12 protein-coding genes are annotated in these 16,778 nt (G+C 70.2%); 6 read left to right on the top strand and 6 right to left on the bottom strand.

From position 1 onward, the window contains the following. The first annotated feature begins 63 nt into the window (after nt 1–63). A complete protein-coding gene (locus AB5J62_RS14440; protein WP_370948710.1) occupies nt 64–609 on the top strand; it encodes a carboxymuconolactone decarboxylase family protein in 546 nt (181 codons plus the stop codon). Here the strand turns inward: AB5J62_RS14440 and AB5J62_RS14435 are convergent. After that, on the bottom strand, nt 606–1,475 hold the full coding sequence (locus AB5J62_RS14435) for an RNA polymerase sigma-70 factor (RefSeq protein ID WP_370948709.1): 870 nt from the start codon (nt 1,473–1,475) through the stop codon (nt 606–608). The genes AB5J62_RS14440 and AB5J62_RS14435 overlap by 4 nt on opposite strands. A gap of 149 nt (nt 1,476–1,624) precedes the next feature. On the opposite strand from AB5J62_RS14435, the gene AB5J62_RS14430 reads away from it, so the two are divergent. The 4 genes from AB5J62_RS14430 (at nt 1,625) to AB5J62_RS14415 (ending at nt 7,228) form a co-directional block, all read left to right on the top strand. Next, on the top strand, nt 1,625–2,110 hold the full coding sequence (locus tag AB5J62_RS14430; RefSeq protein ID WP_370948708.1) for a carboxymuconolactone decarboxylase family protein: 486 nt from the start codon (nt 1,625–1,627) through the stop codon (nt 2,108–2,110). A 129-nt stretch (nt 2,111–2,239) separates the two neighbouring features. After that, nucleotides 2,240–2,728: a hypothetical protein gene (locus tag AB5J62_RS14425; protein ID WP_370948707.1), complete on the top strand. Its 489-nt coding sequence runs from the start codon at nt 2,240–2,242 to the stop codon at nt 2,726–2,728. Between the two features lie 104 nt (nt 2,729–2,832). Beyond that, complete coding sequence (locus tag AB5J62_RS14420; RefSeq protein WP_370948706.1) at nt 2,833–5,493, top strand: tetratricopeptide repeat protein; 2,661 nt, start codon at nt 2,833–2,835, stop codon at nt 5,491–5,493. A gap of 139 nt (nt 5,494–5,632) precedes the next feature. Beyond that, nucleotides 5,633–7,228, top strand: coding sequence for an ABC-F family ATP-binding cassette domain-containing protein (locus AB5J62_RS14415; RefSeq protein ID WP_370948705.1), 1,596 nt, complete (start codon nt 5,633–5,635; stop codon nt 7,226–7,228). A gap of 63 nt (nt 7,229–7,291) precedes the next feature. Here the strand turns inward: AB5J62_RS14415 and AB5J62_RS14410 are convergent, their stop codons facing one another. After that, nucleotides 7,292–8,041: a ZIP family metal transporter gene (locus tag AB5J62_RS14410; protein ID WP_370948704.1), complete on the bottom strand. Its 750-nt coding sequence runs from the start codon at nt 8,039–8,041 to the stop codon at nt 7,292–7,294. Nucleotides 8,042–8,043: 2 nt separating this feature from the next. Then, a complete protein-coding gene (locus AB5J62_RS14405; protein WP_370948703.1) occupies nt 8,044–10,032 on the bottom strand; it encodes an amino acid transporter in 1,989 nt (662 codons plus the stop codon). Nucleotides 10,033–10,151: 119 nt separating this feature from the next. Here AB5J62_RS14405 and AB5J62_RS14400 point away from each other — a divergent pair, with 119 nt between their 5' ends. Then, on the top strand, nt 10,152–11,360 hold the full coding sequence (locus AB5J62_RS14400; RefSeq protein WP_370948702.1) for a protein kinase: 1,209 nt from the start codon (nt 10,152–10,154) through the stop codon (nt 11,358–11,360). Nucleotides 11,361–11,540: 180 nt separating this feature from the next. Here the strand turns inward: AB5J62_RS14400 and AB5J62_RS14395 are convergent, their stop codons facing one another. Genes AB5J62_RS14395 through AB5J62_RS14385 form a run of 3 tightly spaced genes read right to left on the bottom strand, consistent with a single transcriptional unit; the run spans nt 11,541 to nt 16,776 of the window. Continuing rightward, nucleotides 11,541–13,595, bottom strand: a complete 2,055-nt coding sequence (locus tag AB5J62_RS14395; RefSeq protein ID WP_370948701.1) for a transglutaminase domain-containing protein — start codon at nt 13,593–13,595, stop codon at nt 11,541–11,543. Further along, nucleotides 13,577–14,731, bottom strand: coding sequence for a DUF58 domain-containing protein (locus tag AB5J62_RS14390; RefSeq protein WP_370948700.1), 1,155 nt, complete (start codon nt 14,729–14,731; stop codon nt 13,577–13,579). Before AB5J62_RS14390 ends, AB5J62_RS14395 begins: the two co-directional genes overlap by 19 nt. Then, nucleotides 14,728–16,776, bottom strand: a complete 2,049-nt coding sequence (locus tag AB5J62_RS14385) for a fibronectin type III domain-containing protein (protein WP_370948699.1) — start codon at nt 16,774–16,776, stop codon at nt 14,728–14,730. Before AB5J62_RS14385 ends, AB5J62_RS14390 begins: the two co-directional genes overlap by 4 nt. Nucleotides 16,777–16,778: the final 2 nt, after the last annotated feature.

Here is a 16,778-nt window from a genome sequence, read left to right as displayed (position 1 = left end):
GACCTCTAGCCCATCTCAAGGTTCGCGTGATAGGGATGCGCCAAGTCCATCGAGGAGGAACCCTTGCCGCACATCGACATCGACTCCCCCCTGCCCGGCATCAGCGGTCTGTTCGCCTTCCGCCCGGAGACCGCCGAGCCGCTCGGCCTCCTCGCCGAGACCCTGCTACGCGGACCGAGTTCGCTGACCATCGGCGAGCGGGAACTGATCGCCGCCACCGTGTCGCGCGGCAACGAGTGCACCTTCTGCTCGCTGAGCCATGGCGCGGCCGCCGCGGCTCAGCTCGAGGACGGGCAGAGCGTCGTCGAGGCGACCTGGCGTGGCGTCGACGAGGCGCCGGTTTCCGAGAAGCTGCGCGCGCTCCTCCGCATCGCGCTCGCCGCTCGCGAGACGGGTAAGGCCGTCACCACAGACCTTGTCGAGGCCGCCAAGAAGCTCGGCGCGACCGACGTCGAAATCCACGACACCGTCCTGATCGCGGCCGCGTTCTGCATGTACAACCGGTACGTCGACGGGCTCGCCACCATCGCGTCGCCGGATCCGGCCGACTACGAGGAAGCCGGGCGGCGGCTGGCCGACCACGGCTACCTCAGGATCGGGACGCCCTAACGACGCAGCGCGGTCTCGCGGTCCATATGCGACAGTTTCGCCGGATTCCGCACGGCGTAAAGGCCCGTGACGAGTCCGTCGTCCATCCGGACCGCGAGCACCGTGTCGATCTCGTCGTCGACGCGGACGACCAGCGCCGGGAAACCGTTGACCTGCACCGGCTGCAGCGAGCCGATGGCGGCGATCCGGCCGATGCCGGAAGCGAGCAGGCGGGCCACCTTGTCGGCTCCCGAAACGGGCCGCAGGACCGCCTGCTTCACTCCCCCGCCGTCGCCCATGAGCACGACGTCCGGCGCGAGAAGGTCCAGCAGGCGTTGAAGATCGCCCGTCTCGACCGCGCGCTGGAACGCCGCGAGCGCGTCGCGGGACTCGGCCGCGGAGACGGTGCCGCGCGGGCGGCGGGCGGCGACGTGTGACCGGGCGCGGTGGGCGATCTGGCGGACCGCGGCCGGGGTCTTGCCGACCGCCTCGGCGATTTCGTCGTAGCCGACGTCGAACACGTCGCGCAGCACGAAGACCGCGCGCTCGGTCGGGGTGAGCGTCTCCAGCACCAGCATCATCGCCATCGACACGCTGTCAGCCAGCTCGACGTCCTCGGCCACGTCCGGCGCCGTGAGCAGCGGCTCCGGCAGCCACGACCCGACGTAGGTCTCCTTGCGGCGGCCGAGTGTGCGCAACCGGGTCAGCGCCAGGCGCGTGGTGATCCGGACCAGGTACGCGCGCTCGTTCTCGACGATCTCGCGGTCGACGCCGGACCAGCGCAGCCAGGTCTCCTGGAGCACGTCCTCCGCGTCGGCGGCCGAACCGAGCATCTCGTAGGCCACCGTGAACAGCAGGTTCCGGTGAGCCAGGAACGCCTCGGTCATGAGCTTCTCCCCTTCGCGATCGCGACTGTATCGCCCACCGGACTCCGGCCGGCCCGGTTCTGTGACATGGCGTGCGTCACAGCTCCGGGTTGTCACACGGCAGGGGGCACCGGCATCTCATGGCCGACACCACGTGAGAGGACGCAGTCATGGAACCCCGTTTCGACCTGTTCAGCAACGAGATCGGCACCAAGATCGCCAAGCGGTTCGCCAACACCAGCTCGGTGATCGGCCAGTCGGGACTGCCGTACGGCATCCAGGAGCTGGTGAGCCTGCGCGCCAGCCAGATCAACGGCTGCGGCTGGTGCATCGACTTCCACGTCAAGGAGGCCACCGCCGCGGGCGAGACCGCGCTCCGGCTGCACCTGGTCGCCGCCTGGCGTGAGTCCACTGTGTTCACCGAGGCGGAGCAGGCCGCGCTGGCGCTCGCGGAGGAGGGCACCCGGCTCGCCGACGCGCACCAGGGCGTCAGCGATGAGACCTGGGCACAGGTGCGCAAGCACTTCGACGACGACCAGATCGCCGCGCTCGTCTCGCTGGTGGCACTGATCAACGCGGCCAACCGGCTCGCCGTGATCGTGCGCCAGAAGGGTGGTTCGTACGAGACCGGGGCGTTCGCCGCCGCGATGTCGTGACCGGTCCGTCCACAACGGGTGAGGCACTGACTTTCTGGTTCGGTGCGCACTGAGTCTCAACCTTTCGGCGGACTCGGCCGTACTAGCTGTCGACCATGTCCATGATCGACAGCCGAGGAGTCCAACCAGATGGGTCGTTTCGCCAGAACGGGTTTCGGCGTGGCCGCGCTCGGTCTCAGCCTGCTCGGCTCCGCCGCCTTCGCGAATCCGGCGACGGCGGCGGGAGCCAAGCTCAGCCACGCCGAAGCGGCCGCGAAGTTCGCGGCGGCGGGTATCACTATCAGCTCGTCCGGCCGGTGCAGTGACCGGGAAAACCCGGAATGCACCTCGCTGGACGAGATCAATCAGACCACTGTGGACGGTGTGCTCGCGTTGCGCGCGGGCAGTGGCTGCTCGCTGGTGATCACCGGCGGGACCGAGGTGGGGCACGCGGACCTGCCGTACAGCCACTATCTCGGCTACAAGGTCGACATCCGGCTGACCAGCTGCGTGAACGGCTACATCCGGCGCACGTTCACGCCGGTCGTGCCACCCGCGCTGGGCAGCGAGCAGTACCGCTCGGCCGATGGCGACCTCTACTCCTACGAGGGCAACCACTGGGACATCGAGTACCACTGAAAGGCTCGTGCGTGTTGCGGTCGGGTGACATCTCGTAACACTTCTCCCTTTTCCGGCGACGCGGAGGCGTAGGTTTTCCCGCCTCGAACGCGGAGCAGCGACACATGGGCGAATTGCCGGCGGCGTTCCATCGCACGATTCTCGCGGTCGATATCGAGGGATTCAGCGCGCGTGACCGGACCAATCCGCTACAAGCGACGCTGCGCGCAGGCCTGTACCGGGTGCTTGAGCAGGCTTTTTCCCGGTCCGGACTGCACTGGGACCGCTGCTATCACGAAGATCGCGGTGACGGCGTGCTTTTCTTGATCCCACCGGAGCTGCCGAAAACTTTGGCGGTTTCGCGGCTTCCCGGTGAATTGTCCACCGCGTTGCGAGAACACAATCAAGCACATGGCGGCCGGGCGAAAATACGGGTTCGGGTGGCGGTGCACGCCGGTGAGATCGTGCAGGACTCGCACGGCGTCGTCGGGTCGGCGATCAATTTGACTTTCCGGCTGCTCGAAGCGCCCGCGCTCAAAGCGGCGCTCGCGTCGTCGACGGGTGTGATCGCGCAGATCGTGTCGGAATGGTTCTACGAGGAGGTCGTGCGGCATCATCCAGAGAGTGCGCCGACCACGCATCGGCGCGTCGAGGTCAAGGTGAAGGAGACCGAGACCACCGCTTGGATCAGCCTGCCGGATCGGCCGTACGCGCCGGCCGCCGGCTCGGCCGTGCCGCGTGCCGCTCAGCGCGTTCCGATGCAGCTTCCCGCTGCCGTACAAGGGTTTGTCGGCCGGGAGCCGGAGCTGAAGGAACTCGGCGAGCTCATCGACGGGCAGGACTTGAAGCACTCGACGGTCATCGTCTCGGCGATCTCCGGGACCGCCGGGATCGGCAAGACCGCGCTCGCCGCGTACTGGTCGCAGGCGAACGCGCACCGCTTCCCCGACGGCCAGCTCTACGTCAACCTCCGCGGTTACGACCTCGAACCACCGCTGAGTCCCGAGCAGGCATTGGACGGCTTCCTCCGCGCGCTCGATGTGCCGTCGAGCAAGATTCCCGCCGACCTGGCCGGGCTGGCCACGCTTTATCGCTCCGAGCTGAACGGCAGGCGGCTGCTCATCCTGCTGGACAACGCCAACGCGGCCGACCAGGTCCGCCCGCTGCTGCCCGGCTCGTCGGGCTGCCTGGTGCTGGTCACCAGCCGAAATCGGCTGTCCGGGTTGGTCGCGCGCGACGGCGCGCATCGGATCACCCTCGAATCGCTGTCCGGGGAAGACTCGATCGCGCTGCTGCGCCACATCGTCGGCGCGGAGCGGATCGACGCCGAGCCCGAGGCGGCGGCGGACATCGCCGAGAAGTGCGCCTATCTGCCGTTGACGCTGCGCATCGTCGCGGAACGGGTCGCCGCCAGCGCCTACCTCACGTTGACCGACCTCGCCGGGGATCTCGCCGAGGAGCACGACCGGCTCAACGTGCTGGCCACCGAGGACGACGACCAGACGACCGCGGCGAGAGCGGTGTTCTCGTGGTCGTATCAGGTGCTGCCGCCCGATGTGGCGCGGCTGTTCCGGCTGCTCGGCCTGCATCGAGGACCCGACATCAGCACCGCGGCCGCCGCCGTGCTGCTGGGCGTGTCCGAGCATCGGGCACGGCGCCTGCTGCACGCGCTCACCAACGTGCACCTGCTGGAGGAGACCGCCCGCGACCGGTACCGGTTCCATGACCTGCTCCGCGTCTACGCCGCCGAATGCGCGGCGGAACCCGGCTTCCGCGACGACGGCACGGCCGCCATGCGACGGCTGCTCACCTGGTACCTGGTCACGGCCGACGCCGCCGACCGGATGCTCGCCCCGCATCGCAGGCGGGTGCCGGTGGACAGCCACGAGGCGACGTTCGAGTCCAGCGACGACGCACTGCTCTGGTGCGAGGCCGAGCGGCTCAACCTCGTCGCCGCCGTCGGCCAGGCAGGCGAGTACGGGATGGACGCGCTCGGCTGGCAACTGCCCGCCGTGCTCGGCGAATTCCTTTACCTGCGCAGATATCTCGCCGACTGGCTGACCACCCACGAGATCGGTCTCACCTGCGCGCGGCGGCTCGGCGAGCGGGTCGGGATCGGCTGGATGCTGACCAACCTCGGCATTCTCGCGGTCGAGCTGCGGCAGTTCGACCGGGCCGTCGACCAGCTCGAAGGCGCCCGCGCGGTGCTCACCCCGCTCGTCGCGGAGGGCGGGCACGACGGCACGCCCACCCACGTGCTCGGGGTCGCGCTGACCTGCCTCGGCCTGGCTTTCGCCGGGCTGCGGCGGCTGGATCAGGCCATCGACCGTCATCAGCAGGCGCTGGCCGTGCACGGCGCGATCGCGAACCGCTGGGGCGAGGCGTGGAGTCTCAGCGGGATGGGCGCGGCCAACGCGGAGCTCGGGCAGTTCGAGGAGGCGATCATGTACCAGCGCCAGGCGCTGGCGATCCATCAGGAGGTCGGCAACCGCTGGCGCGAGGGCAGCGCGCTCACCTACATCGGCGTCGCGTACGCCGGGCTGGGCCGCTTCGAGGAGGCGATCGACTGGCAGCGGCAGGCGCTCGCCATCCATCGTGAGGTGGGTAACCAGTGGGGTCAGGCGTGGAGTCTGCGTGACCTCGGCGAGGCGCTGCACGCCGCGGGCCAGGCCGATTCCGCTTACGTGGCTTGGCATCAGGCGCTCGCCCTGTTCGACGAACTCGACCCGGCGCAGGCGGCGGAGTTACGCGCGCGGGTGAAATCAACGCGACCCGGCGGAGACTAGATGTTATCGTCGGTGATCATGATGGTGGCCGAGGACGATATCTCCGGGTGAACCGGCGTAGGAGCAGCGGTGCGCAGACAGGCGCCACCGCTGCTTGTCATGCCCTCACCTCGTCCGTTCTCGCACGAAAGCCTTCGCCATGTCCAAAACCTTTGTCGTCTGTTCCGCCCTGTCCTTTTCCTGGCCGGACGGGACGCCCGTCTTCGCTGACCTGAGCTTCAGCGTCGGCACCGGCCGCACCGGCCTGGTCGCGCCGAACGGCGCGGGCAAGAGCACGCTGCTCAAGCTGATCGCCGGTGAGTACGAGCCGCTCGGCGGCAGTGTCACCGTCGACGGGGTGCTCGGCTACCTGCCCCAGAGCCTGCCGCTGACCGGTGAGCCGACCGTCGCCGAGGTGCTGGAGATCGCGCCGATCGTGCGCGCGCTCGCCGCCATCGAGTCGGGTGACGCGAGCGAGGAGCACTTCACGGTCGTCGGCGCCGACTGGGACATCGAGGAGCGCGCCCGCGCCGGGCTCGACCGGCTCGGGCTCGGTGAGGTCGCGCTGGACCGGCCGCTCGGCACGCTTAGCGGCGGCCAGATCGTGTCGCTCGGCTTGGCGGCGCAGCTGTTGAAGCAGCCCGACGTGCTGCTGCTCGACGAGCCGACCAACAACCTCGACCGTGACGCGCGGCGCCGGCTTTACGACGTGCTCGGTGACTGGAAGGGATGTCTGCTGCTGGTCAGCCACGATCGGCAGCTGCTCGACCAGATGGACCGCATCGCCGAGCTCGACCATGGTCAGATTCGGTTCCACGGCGGCAATTTCTCGGATTACGAGGCCGCGAAACGGGCCGCGCGCGACGTCGCCGAGAAGAACCTTCGCAACGCCGAGCAGGAGCTCAAACGCGAGAAGCGTGAGCTGCAGCAAGCCCGCGAGCGTGCCGCGCGGCGGGCGAGCACGGGTGCGCGCACCAACGCCGACATCCCGCGGATCATCCAAGGCGGGTTGAAGCGCAAGGCGGAGGCGTCCGCCGGCAAGGCGAACGACATGCACACCCAGCGCGCCGAAGCCGCGAAGGCCAAGGTCGACGAGGCGGGCAAGGCGCTGCGCGACGACCAGACGATCGCGCTTTCCCTGCCGAACACCACGGTTCCGGCCGGGCGCATGGTCTTCCAGGGCGAACGGCTGCGGGTCCGCGACCTGTTCGCCGACCTGAACCTGGCGGTCCGTGGCCCGGAACGCATCGCGCTGACCGGCGCCAACGGGGTCGGCAAGTCGACACTCCTGCAGGTCATCGACGGCAGGCTCGCCCCGGACGGCGGCCTGATGAACCGCGCCGAAGGCCGGATCGCGTACCTGTCGCAGCGGCTCGATCTGCTCGACCTCGAGCGCACCACGCTGGAGAACCTGCGCGCGTTCGCGCCGACGCTGCCGCCGTCGGACACGATGAACCTGTTGGCGCGCTTCCTGTTTCGCGGCGACCGGGCAAACCTGCCGGTCAGCGTCCTCTCCGGCGGCGAGCGTCTGCGTGCGACGCTGCTGTGCATCCTCTGCGCCGAGCCGGCGCCGCAGCTGCTGCTGTTGGACGAGCCGACGAACAACCTGGACCTCGCCAGCGTCGAGCAGCTGACCAGCGCGCTCAACGCCTACCGCGGCGCGTTCATCGTGGTCAGCCACGACGACCGCTTCCTGGCCGACATCGGCGTCCAGCGCACCCTCGAACTGGCCGACCGCACCCTCACCGAGCGCTAGCCAATCCGGGATAAAGCCCGCTTTACTCCCGGGGATAAAGCCCGCTCAATCCCCGGGTTCAGGTCAGAGCCGGTCGATCGTGAACGCCGTGAGGAAGCCCAGTACGGTGATCAGGCCAGTGAAGACCTGGGTGCGCTCGAAGGCTTCCGGGATCATCGTGTCGGCGATCATCGCCAGGATCGCGCCTGCCGCGATGGCCGTGATGAGGGCGATCGTCGCGGGCGAAGCGCCGCGCAGCCCGACATAGCCGAGCGTCGCCGACAATCCCGAAGCGACCGCGATGCCGATCCAGACCCCGAAGACATAGCGAGCGCTGCGCCCGGCCTGCTTCATCCCGGCCGCGCTCGAAAGGCCTTCCGGCAGGTTCGAGATCACCACCGCCGCGAGCATCGCGACGCCGACCGTCCCGCCGTCCAGCAGCGAGACGCCCAAGACGACCGACTCCGGCACCCCGTCGAGCAGCGCACCGACAGCGATCGCGGTCCCGCTGCCCGCCATGGCGGCTTCGGTCGTCTGCTGGTTGCCGGAGCGCTTACGATGCTTGGCGCCCTTACGAGACAGCAAAGCGTCGGCAAGCACGTAAGCGCCCGCCCCACCTAAGAAGCCCAAGGCTGTCGGCACCAGGCCGCCGGTGCGCTCGGCCTCGTCCATCAACCCGAACGACAACGCCGAGATGAGCACCCCGGCGCCGAACGCCATCACAGCCGCGACGAGCCAGCGGGGCACCCGGATGAACCAGGCGATGCCGGCGCCCGCGACCAGCGCGGCCCCGCCGACGAGGCCCCACCAGCCCGCTTCCAGCCACTGGGGCATGGTCAGCCTCCGACGTGGATACCGGGCCGGCGGGCCGGGTCCGGCTCGCTGGTGCGCAGGATCTCGCGGACCACCGGCGGGGTGTCGCCGCGGCCGAGGATCAAGTACCGGAAGAGGTGACCGAGCGGGCTGCCCTCGCTCCATTCGAAGTGGCACTGGGGTTTGACGCCCGTCGCGTCGCGCAGCGCGAGCAGGATGGCGGCGATCGCGTTCGGCGCGGCCGGGCTGTCCGCGCGCAGGATGCGGAAGCCGCCGATCTCGACGCCGCTCACCCGCAGGACGTCGCTGAACTCGGACGGGTCGACCACGTCGATCTCGAGGAACATGATGTCCGCCGAGTCGGACACCGGGTTCATGCCGCGCTGCTCGGCCTCCTTGGCCGTGTACTCGTCGGTGTCACCGGCCTGGCGGCGGTTGGCGATGATGGTCAGCGCGCCGTCGTGCTCGATGGACTCGGTGATGAACCGGCGCGCGTCGTCGTCGAACTCGATGTGCTCGACGCGCAGCTCGGTCGTGCGCGTGACGCGGGAGATCAGCGAGATGACCACGATGCCGAGGATGAAGAACGCGGAAATCGTGATGCCGTCCGGCTTTTCGATCACGTTGGCCACCAAGGCGTACACCAGGATCAGCGTCAGCACGCTGAAGCCGATCGACGCGCGCCGCTGCCGCGACCGGACGGCCGAGATGGTCACGGCGACCGAGCCGGACACCATCATCGCCAGGATCCCGGTGGCGTACGCGCCGGCCTGCGCGTCGACGTCGGCCTGGAAGATCACCGTCAGCACCACGCAGATCAGCGTGTAGACCATCACGACCGGGCGCACGGCGCGGCCCCATTCCGGCGCCATGCCGTAGGACGGCAGGTAGCGCGGGACGATGTTGATCAGGCCTGCCATGGCGGACGCGCCCGCGAACCACAGGATCAGGATGCTGCTGACGTCGTACGCGGTGCCGAACCACTCGCCGAACAGCTGATGCGCGACGTAGGCGAGCGCGCGGCCGTTGGCCTCGCCGCCTGCCGCGAACTTCTCCTTCGGCACCAGCACGGTGGTGATGAAGCTGGTCGCCACGAGGTAGACCGACATGATCAGCGCGGCGGTGGTGAGCAGCCTGCGCGTGTTGCGGATGCGGTCGGCCATCCGCTCCTCGGCGCTCTTACCCTCGGAGGCGATCAGCGGCATCATGCTGACGCCGGTCTCGAAGCCGGACAAACCGAGCACCAGCAACGGGAACGCGAGGATCGCCGGGCCGACCACGCCGCTGAATCCACCGCCGCCCGAAGTCAGCGCGTCGAGCCAGGACTGCAGCGCGCCGTCCTTGGCGAACACCTCGATCACGCCGCCGACCGCGACCACGGCGTTGAGCACGAGGAACACCGCGACCAGCGGGATCGCCACACCGACGGCCTCGCTGAAGCCCATCAGGAACACCCCGCCGAGAATCAGCAGCAGCACGACGGTGACGATCACCTCGTGCCCGTGCAGGAATCCGGGGACGTGCGGGTTCTCCAGCGCGTGCACCGACGCGTCGGCCGCGGACAGCGTGATCGTGATGATCCACGAGGTGGCGACGAAACCGAGCAGCACCAGCACGAAGATCTTGCCGCGCCAGAACGGAAGCAGGTCCTCCAGCATGGCGACCGAGCCCTGGCCGTGCGGGCTTTCCTTCGCCACGCGCCAATACATCGGCAGCATGCCGAACAGGGTGAGCGCGACGATCAGCAAGGTCGCCAGCGGGGACAGCGCGCCCGCGGCCAGCGCGGCGATGCCCGGCAGATAGGACAGCGTGGAGAAGTAGTCGACACCGGTAAGGCACATGACCTTCCACCAGGCTTCGGGCTTGCCGTGGCCCTCGTCGCTGCCGGCGCCGCCGACAGGCTGGACCCGGTGCTGCAACAGCCAGCGCGCCAGCTTGCCCTGTGGCGCGTGCGTGGCGGCGGGGCTGTCCACCCGCGCGGGTACCGCCAGTTCTCGTCGGGTGCTGCTCATATCGTCTCTTCCCCTCGATGATCGCACTCGGCGGTAAGCATGCCCGATCGCGCCCGCCGCAGCGCGGCGCGTCTCACCGGGACGGGTCCCAGTCGTGGCACAGTAACGTCCACCTGGCCATGACCACACCTGCTGACCTGGTACTTCTCGGCGAGGGCCCGGCCGCGTCCGTCTACGCGGACGGCGACGGACTCGCCGTCAAGGTGTTCCCCGGATCGCTCGACCGCGAGACCCGCGCCGCGTTCGACCGCGAGCGCGCGAAGCTGCGCGCTGTCCCTTCCGTACTACATATAGAGGACATCCGGGAGCTACCGGACGGCCGGACGGCGCTGCTCATGCCCCGGTGCGCGCAGTCGCTCGCCGGGCTGGTCGACACGATCGGCGCGCTCTCGCCCGACGACACCGTCGCGGTCGGCGGCGCCGTGACGACCGCGCTCGCCGCCGCGCACCGCGCGGGTGTCGTGCACGGCGGCCTGAGCCCGCACAACGTGCTGCTGCGCACCTCCGGCGAGCCGGTGGTCGCCGACTTCGGGCTGACCTTGCGGCACCGGTTCGCGGAGTCCCCTGTGGACTATCTGGCGCCCGAAACAGTGCGCACCGGCCTCCGAAACGAGCAATCGGACCTTTACGGACTCGGCGCCGTGCTCTACTTCGCGCTCACCGGTTCGTCGCCGTTCCCGGCCGCGATCGGCGAGCGGCCGGGTGCGCGGATCCTGCGCGTACTCGGCGACCAGGCCCCGCCGATCGACCGTCCGGACGTGCCGTCCGACCTCATCGCGCTGATAGCGGGTCTGCTCGCGAAGGATCCCTCGCGCCGACCCAGCGTCGGCGAAGCGGCCGACCTGCTGGCGGGTGGCGAGTCCACACTGGACCTCGCTCTGCTCGGCGAACCGATCGTCGAGATCGGACCGTCCTCAGTGGACCCGCGCCGGATACGCGCTCGTCACGTCACGGCGATCGCGATCACGGGCGGCGTCGCGGCGCTCGTGCTGGCCAGAGTGCTGCTGTTCGGCGACGCTCCTCCCCCGCCACCGCCCGCACAGCCGCCACCCAAGACCATGCCCAGCACCCCGATCAAGCTGGAACTGAACCCGCCGGTCGACCACGACACCTCCGTCGACCTCACCTGGCAGGCCCCCGACGGCTTCTTCTTCACGGTCTACATCGAGGGCGACCCTAAGCCCAGAACCGAATTCGCGTACGAAAGCCGCTCTCTGACCGTTCAGGTCGAACCGGGCCGCAAGTACTGCTTCCGCCTCCAAGCCACCGACACCACAGGCACGATCAGCAGCGACCCCTACCCCCTCCGCGGCACCACCTGCCCCTAGCCCCGCGATCCCGCGATATAGCGGGCTAAACTCCGCGCGATAAAGCCCGCTATACACCCCGGGATAAAGCCCGCTTTACTTCGCGATGTTTAGCGAGCTTTATCCCCGGGTGTAAAGCCCGCTTTATCGGCGGGGGTAAAGCGGGCTTTATCGCGGGGTGGGGAGGAGGTGGGGGCTGGGTTAGGGGCGGAGGAGGGCTCGGGCGTTGAGGGCGGCTCGGAGGCGGGTGGGGATCGGGCGGCTGGCGAGGCCGAGGCGGATCGTGCGGACCGCTGACCAGGCGTTGGCCGTCAGTGCCGGGGTCGGGGGGATGCCGGACCAGAGCGCCATGTCGACCGTAGCCGCCAGCGCGGCGAGTCCGTCTACTGTGGACTTGTCGACCAATGGGCTCGCGGAGGCCGCGAGGTCGCGGACGGTCATGCCGGGCGTGGTCGGGACGCCGTGTGCGCGCAGGCGATCGCGGGCCTCGGCCCACGCGCCGAGCACCGCGGCCGAGCCGGGGCGGCGACGGCGGCGGGCCGCGCGGAGCGCGGTCGCCAGTGGGACGCCGAGTAGCCACACGGCCAGCAGTCCGCCGAGGCCCGCCGCTCCGGCCGCCAAGGTCGCCGGCCAGTTCCACGGGCCGTCGGGTGTCTCGTCGGCCGGTTCGCCGGGTGGCGCGATCGGGTCTTTGAGCTGCTCGGTCTTCGGCAGCTCGGTCCTCGCCGCCGCGGCGGCGGCCGCCAGACCGCCCGCGCTGCCTGCCTTGGCGCTGCTGGTCGGGTCGAGCGGGACCCAGCCGACGCCCGACACGGCGACTTCCGGCCAGGCGAGCACGTCGCCGTTGTGCACGACGAACGAGCCGTCCGCGGACGGCGCCGCCGGTGCGCGGTAGCCGACGACCAGGCGGGCCGGGATGCCTTTGATGCGGGCGAGTGCGACGTACGCGGCGGCGAACTGCTCACTCGTGCCGCGTGGCTCGTCGAGCAGGAACCGGCGTAGCTGCGGCCAGCCGTGCCCGGTCGGGAGCCCCGGTTCCTTCGCGACCTGGTAGTTGGTGGCGAGAAACCGTTCCAACGCCAGCGCGGCCTGGAACGACGGCCGCACGCCGCCGACCGCGCGCTCGGCCAGTTCCGGGATGCCGGGCGGAATCGCGCCGACCGGGCCGAGGCCGCCGGGCACGTCCGGGTCGATGGGGCGGTCGATGAGCGACGAGACCCCCGGCTCGCGCCACGTGATCGTGTACTCCGCGCGGCCGGGCGCGGGGTTCACGAGCGAGCCGCGGTCCTCGTCGACCAGCGGCTCGACGCCGGTGACCGACACAGGCCAAGCCTGGCTCGGCAACCAGGGCCCGCTCAAGCCGTCGACGCGGACGGTCGCGCCGTGTTCGGCAGGTTCGGTGAGACGGGGCGTCAGCTCTGTGCCCATCCGCCGCAGCAGGCCATCGGACGACCAGTTCACGCCGTCGAAGCGGTCCAGCACGGCCAGCGACCAGCGGTCCACGCGCGTGTCGCTGCGGTAGCTGAACACCGGGACGGCCGGATTCGCCAGCCTGGCGGCGATCCCGGTCAGCGGGCCGGTCACCGGCGCCGGGTCGGCGGGCGCGGTCTGCCGCAGCGAGTACGCCTGCCGCCCGGCGGGGTCGGCGGCGGTCACCGCGACGGCACCCGCCACGCACAGCACCACGGCCAGCAGCACCAGCCGCCTGCCCGTCCAGATCAGCACACCGGCCAGCACGGCGAACCACAGCGCGGCCGCGACCGCGACGGGCCCGGTCAGCGCGCTGTACGCCTGGCTCAGCCCGGCGACGGCCAAGCTCGGCAGCAGCGCGACCAGCGGCGCGCGCACCCAGTGCAGCAGCTCGACGCCGAGCACGCAGGCGAGCAGCACCGCGAGCGGCACGAACACCATCAGGTCCGGCCGCATCGGCCAGGTGGACTGCAACGCCAGCTGCCACGAGTGCGCCATGCCGTCGACGAGCGCGCGCATCGTCTCGCCTGTCGGCAGGCCGGCCAGCGTCGTGTCGGCGAGCGCGGTTTCGATCACCGCGAGCAGGCCGCCTGCCAGCACGAGCACCGGCCGCCACGCCGCGAGTGCGGGCACCCGCCTGCTCAGTTCGACCGCGCCGAAGGCCACCGCCGCGACCGCGGCCACCGGCAGTACCAGCGCGGCGAGCCCGAAAACCGGGCCGAACAACAACCCGGCGCCCGCGGCGGCCGCCAGCACGCACGCGACGTTCACGCGATCGCGTTCCACCGCCGCACCGCCTCCCCCGCGTCGACCGCGCTGATCGCCCGTGCGCCGGGCACCCCGTCGACGCCGTGCACCCCGAGTCCTTGCATGCCGAGCCCGTGCGTGCCGACGCCGAGCAGCACCATCGACGCGAATCTCGGCCGCAGCGCGGCGAGTTCGCGCAGATCCGGCGCGCGCAGCCGTCCGGTGACGACCACCAGGCAGCCACCGTCCGAACCGGACTTGGGCAACGCCAGCGCACCTGGAGCCTGCTCGACCTCGCACAACACGTCGAGCAGCTGCCGCGCTGCCTGCGTGCCACCGGAAGTCGGCAGATCCCGGCCTGCCGAGGTGAGCATCCGGCATCGGTGACCGGCCATTGTGGACGATGTGACCAGCGAGGCTGCCACGTCGACGGCTTCCTCGAATTCCTTGTCCGACAACACTTTCGGCCGGGTGTCCAGTATCAGTGTGAACCTCGGCTGTTCCGGGTCGACGTAGTCGCGGACCATGAGCCGCCCGGTGCGGGCGGTCGCCTTCCAATGCAGATGCCGGACCTCGTCGCCGAGCACGTACGGCCGCACGTCGCGCAGATCGGCCGACCCGCGCAGCGCGTCGTCGGTGGTCGCGCCCTCGTGGTGGTGCCGAGGGTGCCCGCCCGCCCACGCCCGCGCGGGACGCACCTTCGGGCGCACCCACAGTGTCGCCGTGTCGCCTGCCGCAAGCGGGCGGCGGAGCAGGCCGAACGGATCGGAGCGTTCGAGCACGAGCGGGCCGACGGTCAGCTTGCCGCGCGCGGCGGTCGGCAGTTCGTAGTGGTACGGCGCCTGTTCCTCCGGTGAGAGCGGCCGGACGTCGACCGTGACGAACTCGCCGCGCTCGACCCGTTCGCGCGCGGTGAACCCCGGCTGCCGCTGGTCGCCGTTGTTGCGCACCAGCAGCCGGGCGAGCGCGGGCGTGCCCCGCTCGACATGGTCGGGTTCGAGTTCACGGTGGACGGTCACGTCCGGCCGCCGGAACGTGGTGAGCACGGCGGCGAGCAGCGCGCCCAGCGCGATTCCCGCCAGCGCGCGGAAGAACGGGTAACCCGCCCACTCCCCGATGCCGTAGGCGAGCGGCACGCAGGCGACCACCGCCCAGCCTCGCCGGGTGAGCCTCATGACGACGGCCACCTGAAGTGGTTCGACTCGACGCCGTCGGCGATCACCCAGACGTCACGATCAGGCGTGCCCATCGAGAAGGCTTCCGTCGTCAATGTCCCGTCCGCCTTGATCGTGAACGGCTTGCTGCCGTGCGGCCCCTGATCCGAAGTCATCGCGGTGATCGTGATCGCCTTGTTCGGCGTGAACCCCTTCAGCACGATGCGCATGAACGCGCAGACCGGCGGATCGCATTGGTCGGCCGTGGTGGTCTTGCCGCGCGAAACCGTGGCCGTGCGCTTGACGTCGGGCTCGTCGCCCTCGTTCTTGGTCGCGGTCGCCCCCTGCCCGACCCCGTTGGCGTTCTCGGCGGTCACGGTCACCTTCAGCGGACTCTCGATACCGACGCCCCGGAGCGTGAAGGACCGCACGCCACCTTCCACGTCGGCACTCGCGACGCCGTCACGGTTCCACTCGACGTGATAGCCGGTGACCGGCGAGCCATTGGCCGCGGCGGCGGACCACGTGACCGTCGCGTTGGCCTCCCCGGTCTTGATGGCGATCTTCAGCGCACCTGGCTTACCGGGTGGCTTGGCCACGGTTCTCGGTGTCACGGCAGCGGAATCGGCGCCCGCGCCGGTGCCCGCGCGGTTGACGGCCTCGACCGTGAACACGTACGAGGTCCCGTTCTCCAGTCCGGTGATCGTGGTGGTGCGCGTGCCGCCGCCGAGCGTTTTGGAGCCGCCCGGCCAGCTCACGCGGTACCCCGTGATGGGTGCGCCATTGGGATTGGCTGCCGACCATTTGACTGTCGCCGACCCGTCGCCCGCGGTCGCGGTGACCCCGCCAGGTGCGCCAGGCGGACTGGCCGGCGCCACGGGTGGCTTGGGTGGCTGCGGTGTCTCCGGCTTGCGGACGTCCTTCGGTTTCGGCTCGGGTCCAGGTCCCGGCGCCGGATCGGGTTTGACCGGATCGGGCTGCGGAACCGGGTCCGGGTTCTTGCCGACGCCGGTCGCCTGCACCGGGCTGACCGCGCCGTCCTGGTCGACCACCAGCACGTGCGTGCCCTCGGCACCGTCCACATAGACCCGGCCGTCCTCGCCTTTGACCAGCGGGACGGGCGCGTCACCGCCGGGAATCGGCCGGTCGTCGCGCTTGACGCCATCGACGCCGTAGGTGACCAGCGCCTTCTTGTCCTTGTCCACCAAGGCGACCACGGCTCCGGACGACGCGATGCCGACGTAGTTCCCGTCGTCGAGCGGGACCGTCTTGGTGCCGGTCTTGTCCATCAGGTAGAGCTTCTTGCCGCGCTGGTCGAGCCCAGCGACCTTGCCACCCACGTCGGTCGACGCGACCAGCACGTCGTTCGGCCAATCGACGCCGAGCGGCACCGGATCGCCGAGACCGCCCGGCGTGATCTCGCGCAGCGCGTCGGTCGTGGTGTCCACAAAGGAGGGACGGCCGTTCGCGACGGTCAGCGCGCCGGAGTGTCCACTGGGGACCGCGACGGGGCAGGCGAGCCGGTCGGCGCCCTTGGGCAGCTCGCACAGCGCGTTGCGGTCGACCCGGTGCAGCCACAGCGAGCCCTCGCGGGTGACGACTGGTGCGCCGAGTTTGCCGTCCGCCGGGATGGTGACGGGTGTTTTCCCGAGCCTGACAACGGTTCCGGCCTGTCGGAAGACCAGATACGGGCCACCGGTGACCTCGAGCGCGACGGGCCGTTCGGACAGCGGCTTGGTGTCTTCGACCGTGAGCGAGGACTTCCCGAACCCCGTGATCTTCGAGCTGCCGACCACGTAACCACCGGTGTCGCCCTGGACGACCTGGCTCCCTTTTTCCGGGTCCGGTATCGGCGCGGCCGCGTCGACGTACTTGCTGGCGCCGTCCACATGGAACACCATGCCCGCCGCGGCGTTCAGCACCCAGTGCCCGTCCTGCCCGAACTCCATGCCGGACAACGGTTTCGTCGCGCCCGTGAGCGCCACGGCCAGCACGGCGGCGCAGGCGAGAACGATCAACGCACCGGGGGTCTTCGCCGCGTGGCGCCCCCTTCCACCTCGGCTCACCC

The organism is Amycolatopsis sp. cg5 (assembly GCF_041346955.1).
In the GTDB taxonomy this organism is placed as follows: Bacteria; Actinomycetota; Actinomycetes; order Mycobacteriales; family Pseudonocardiaceae; genus Amycolatopsis.
The sequence above is the reverse complement of the archived record's forward strand: the minus strand, read 5'-3'. Positions and strand labels throughout refer to the sequence as shown.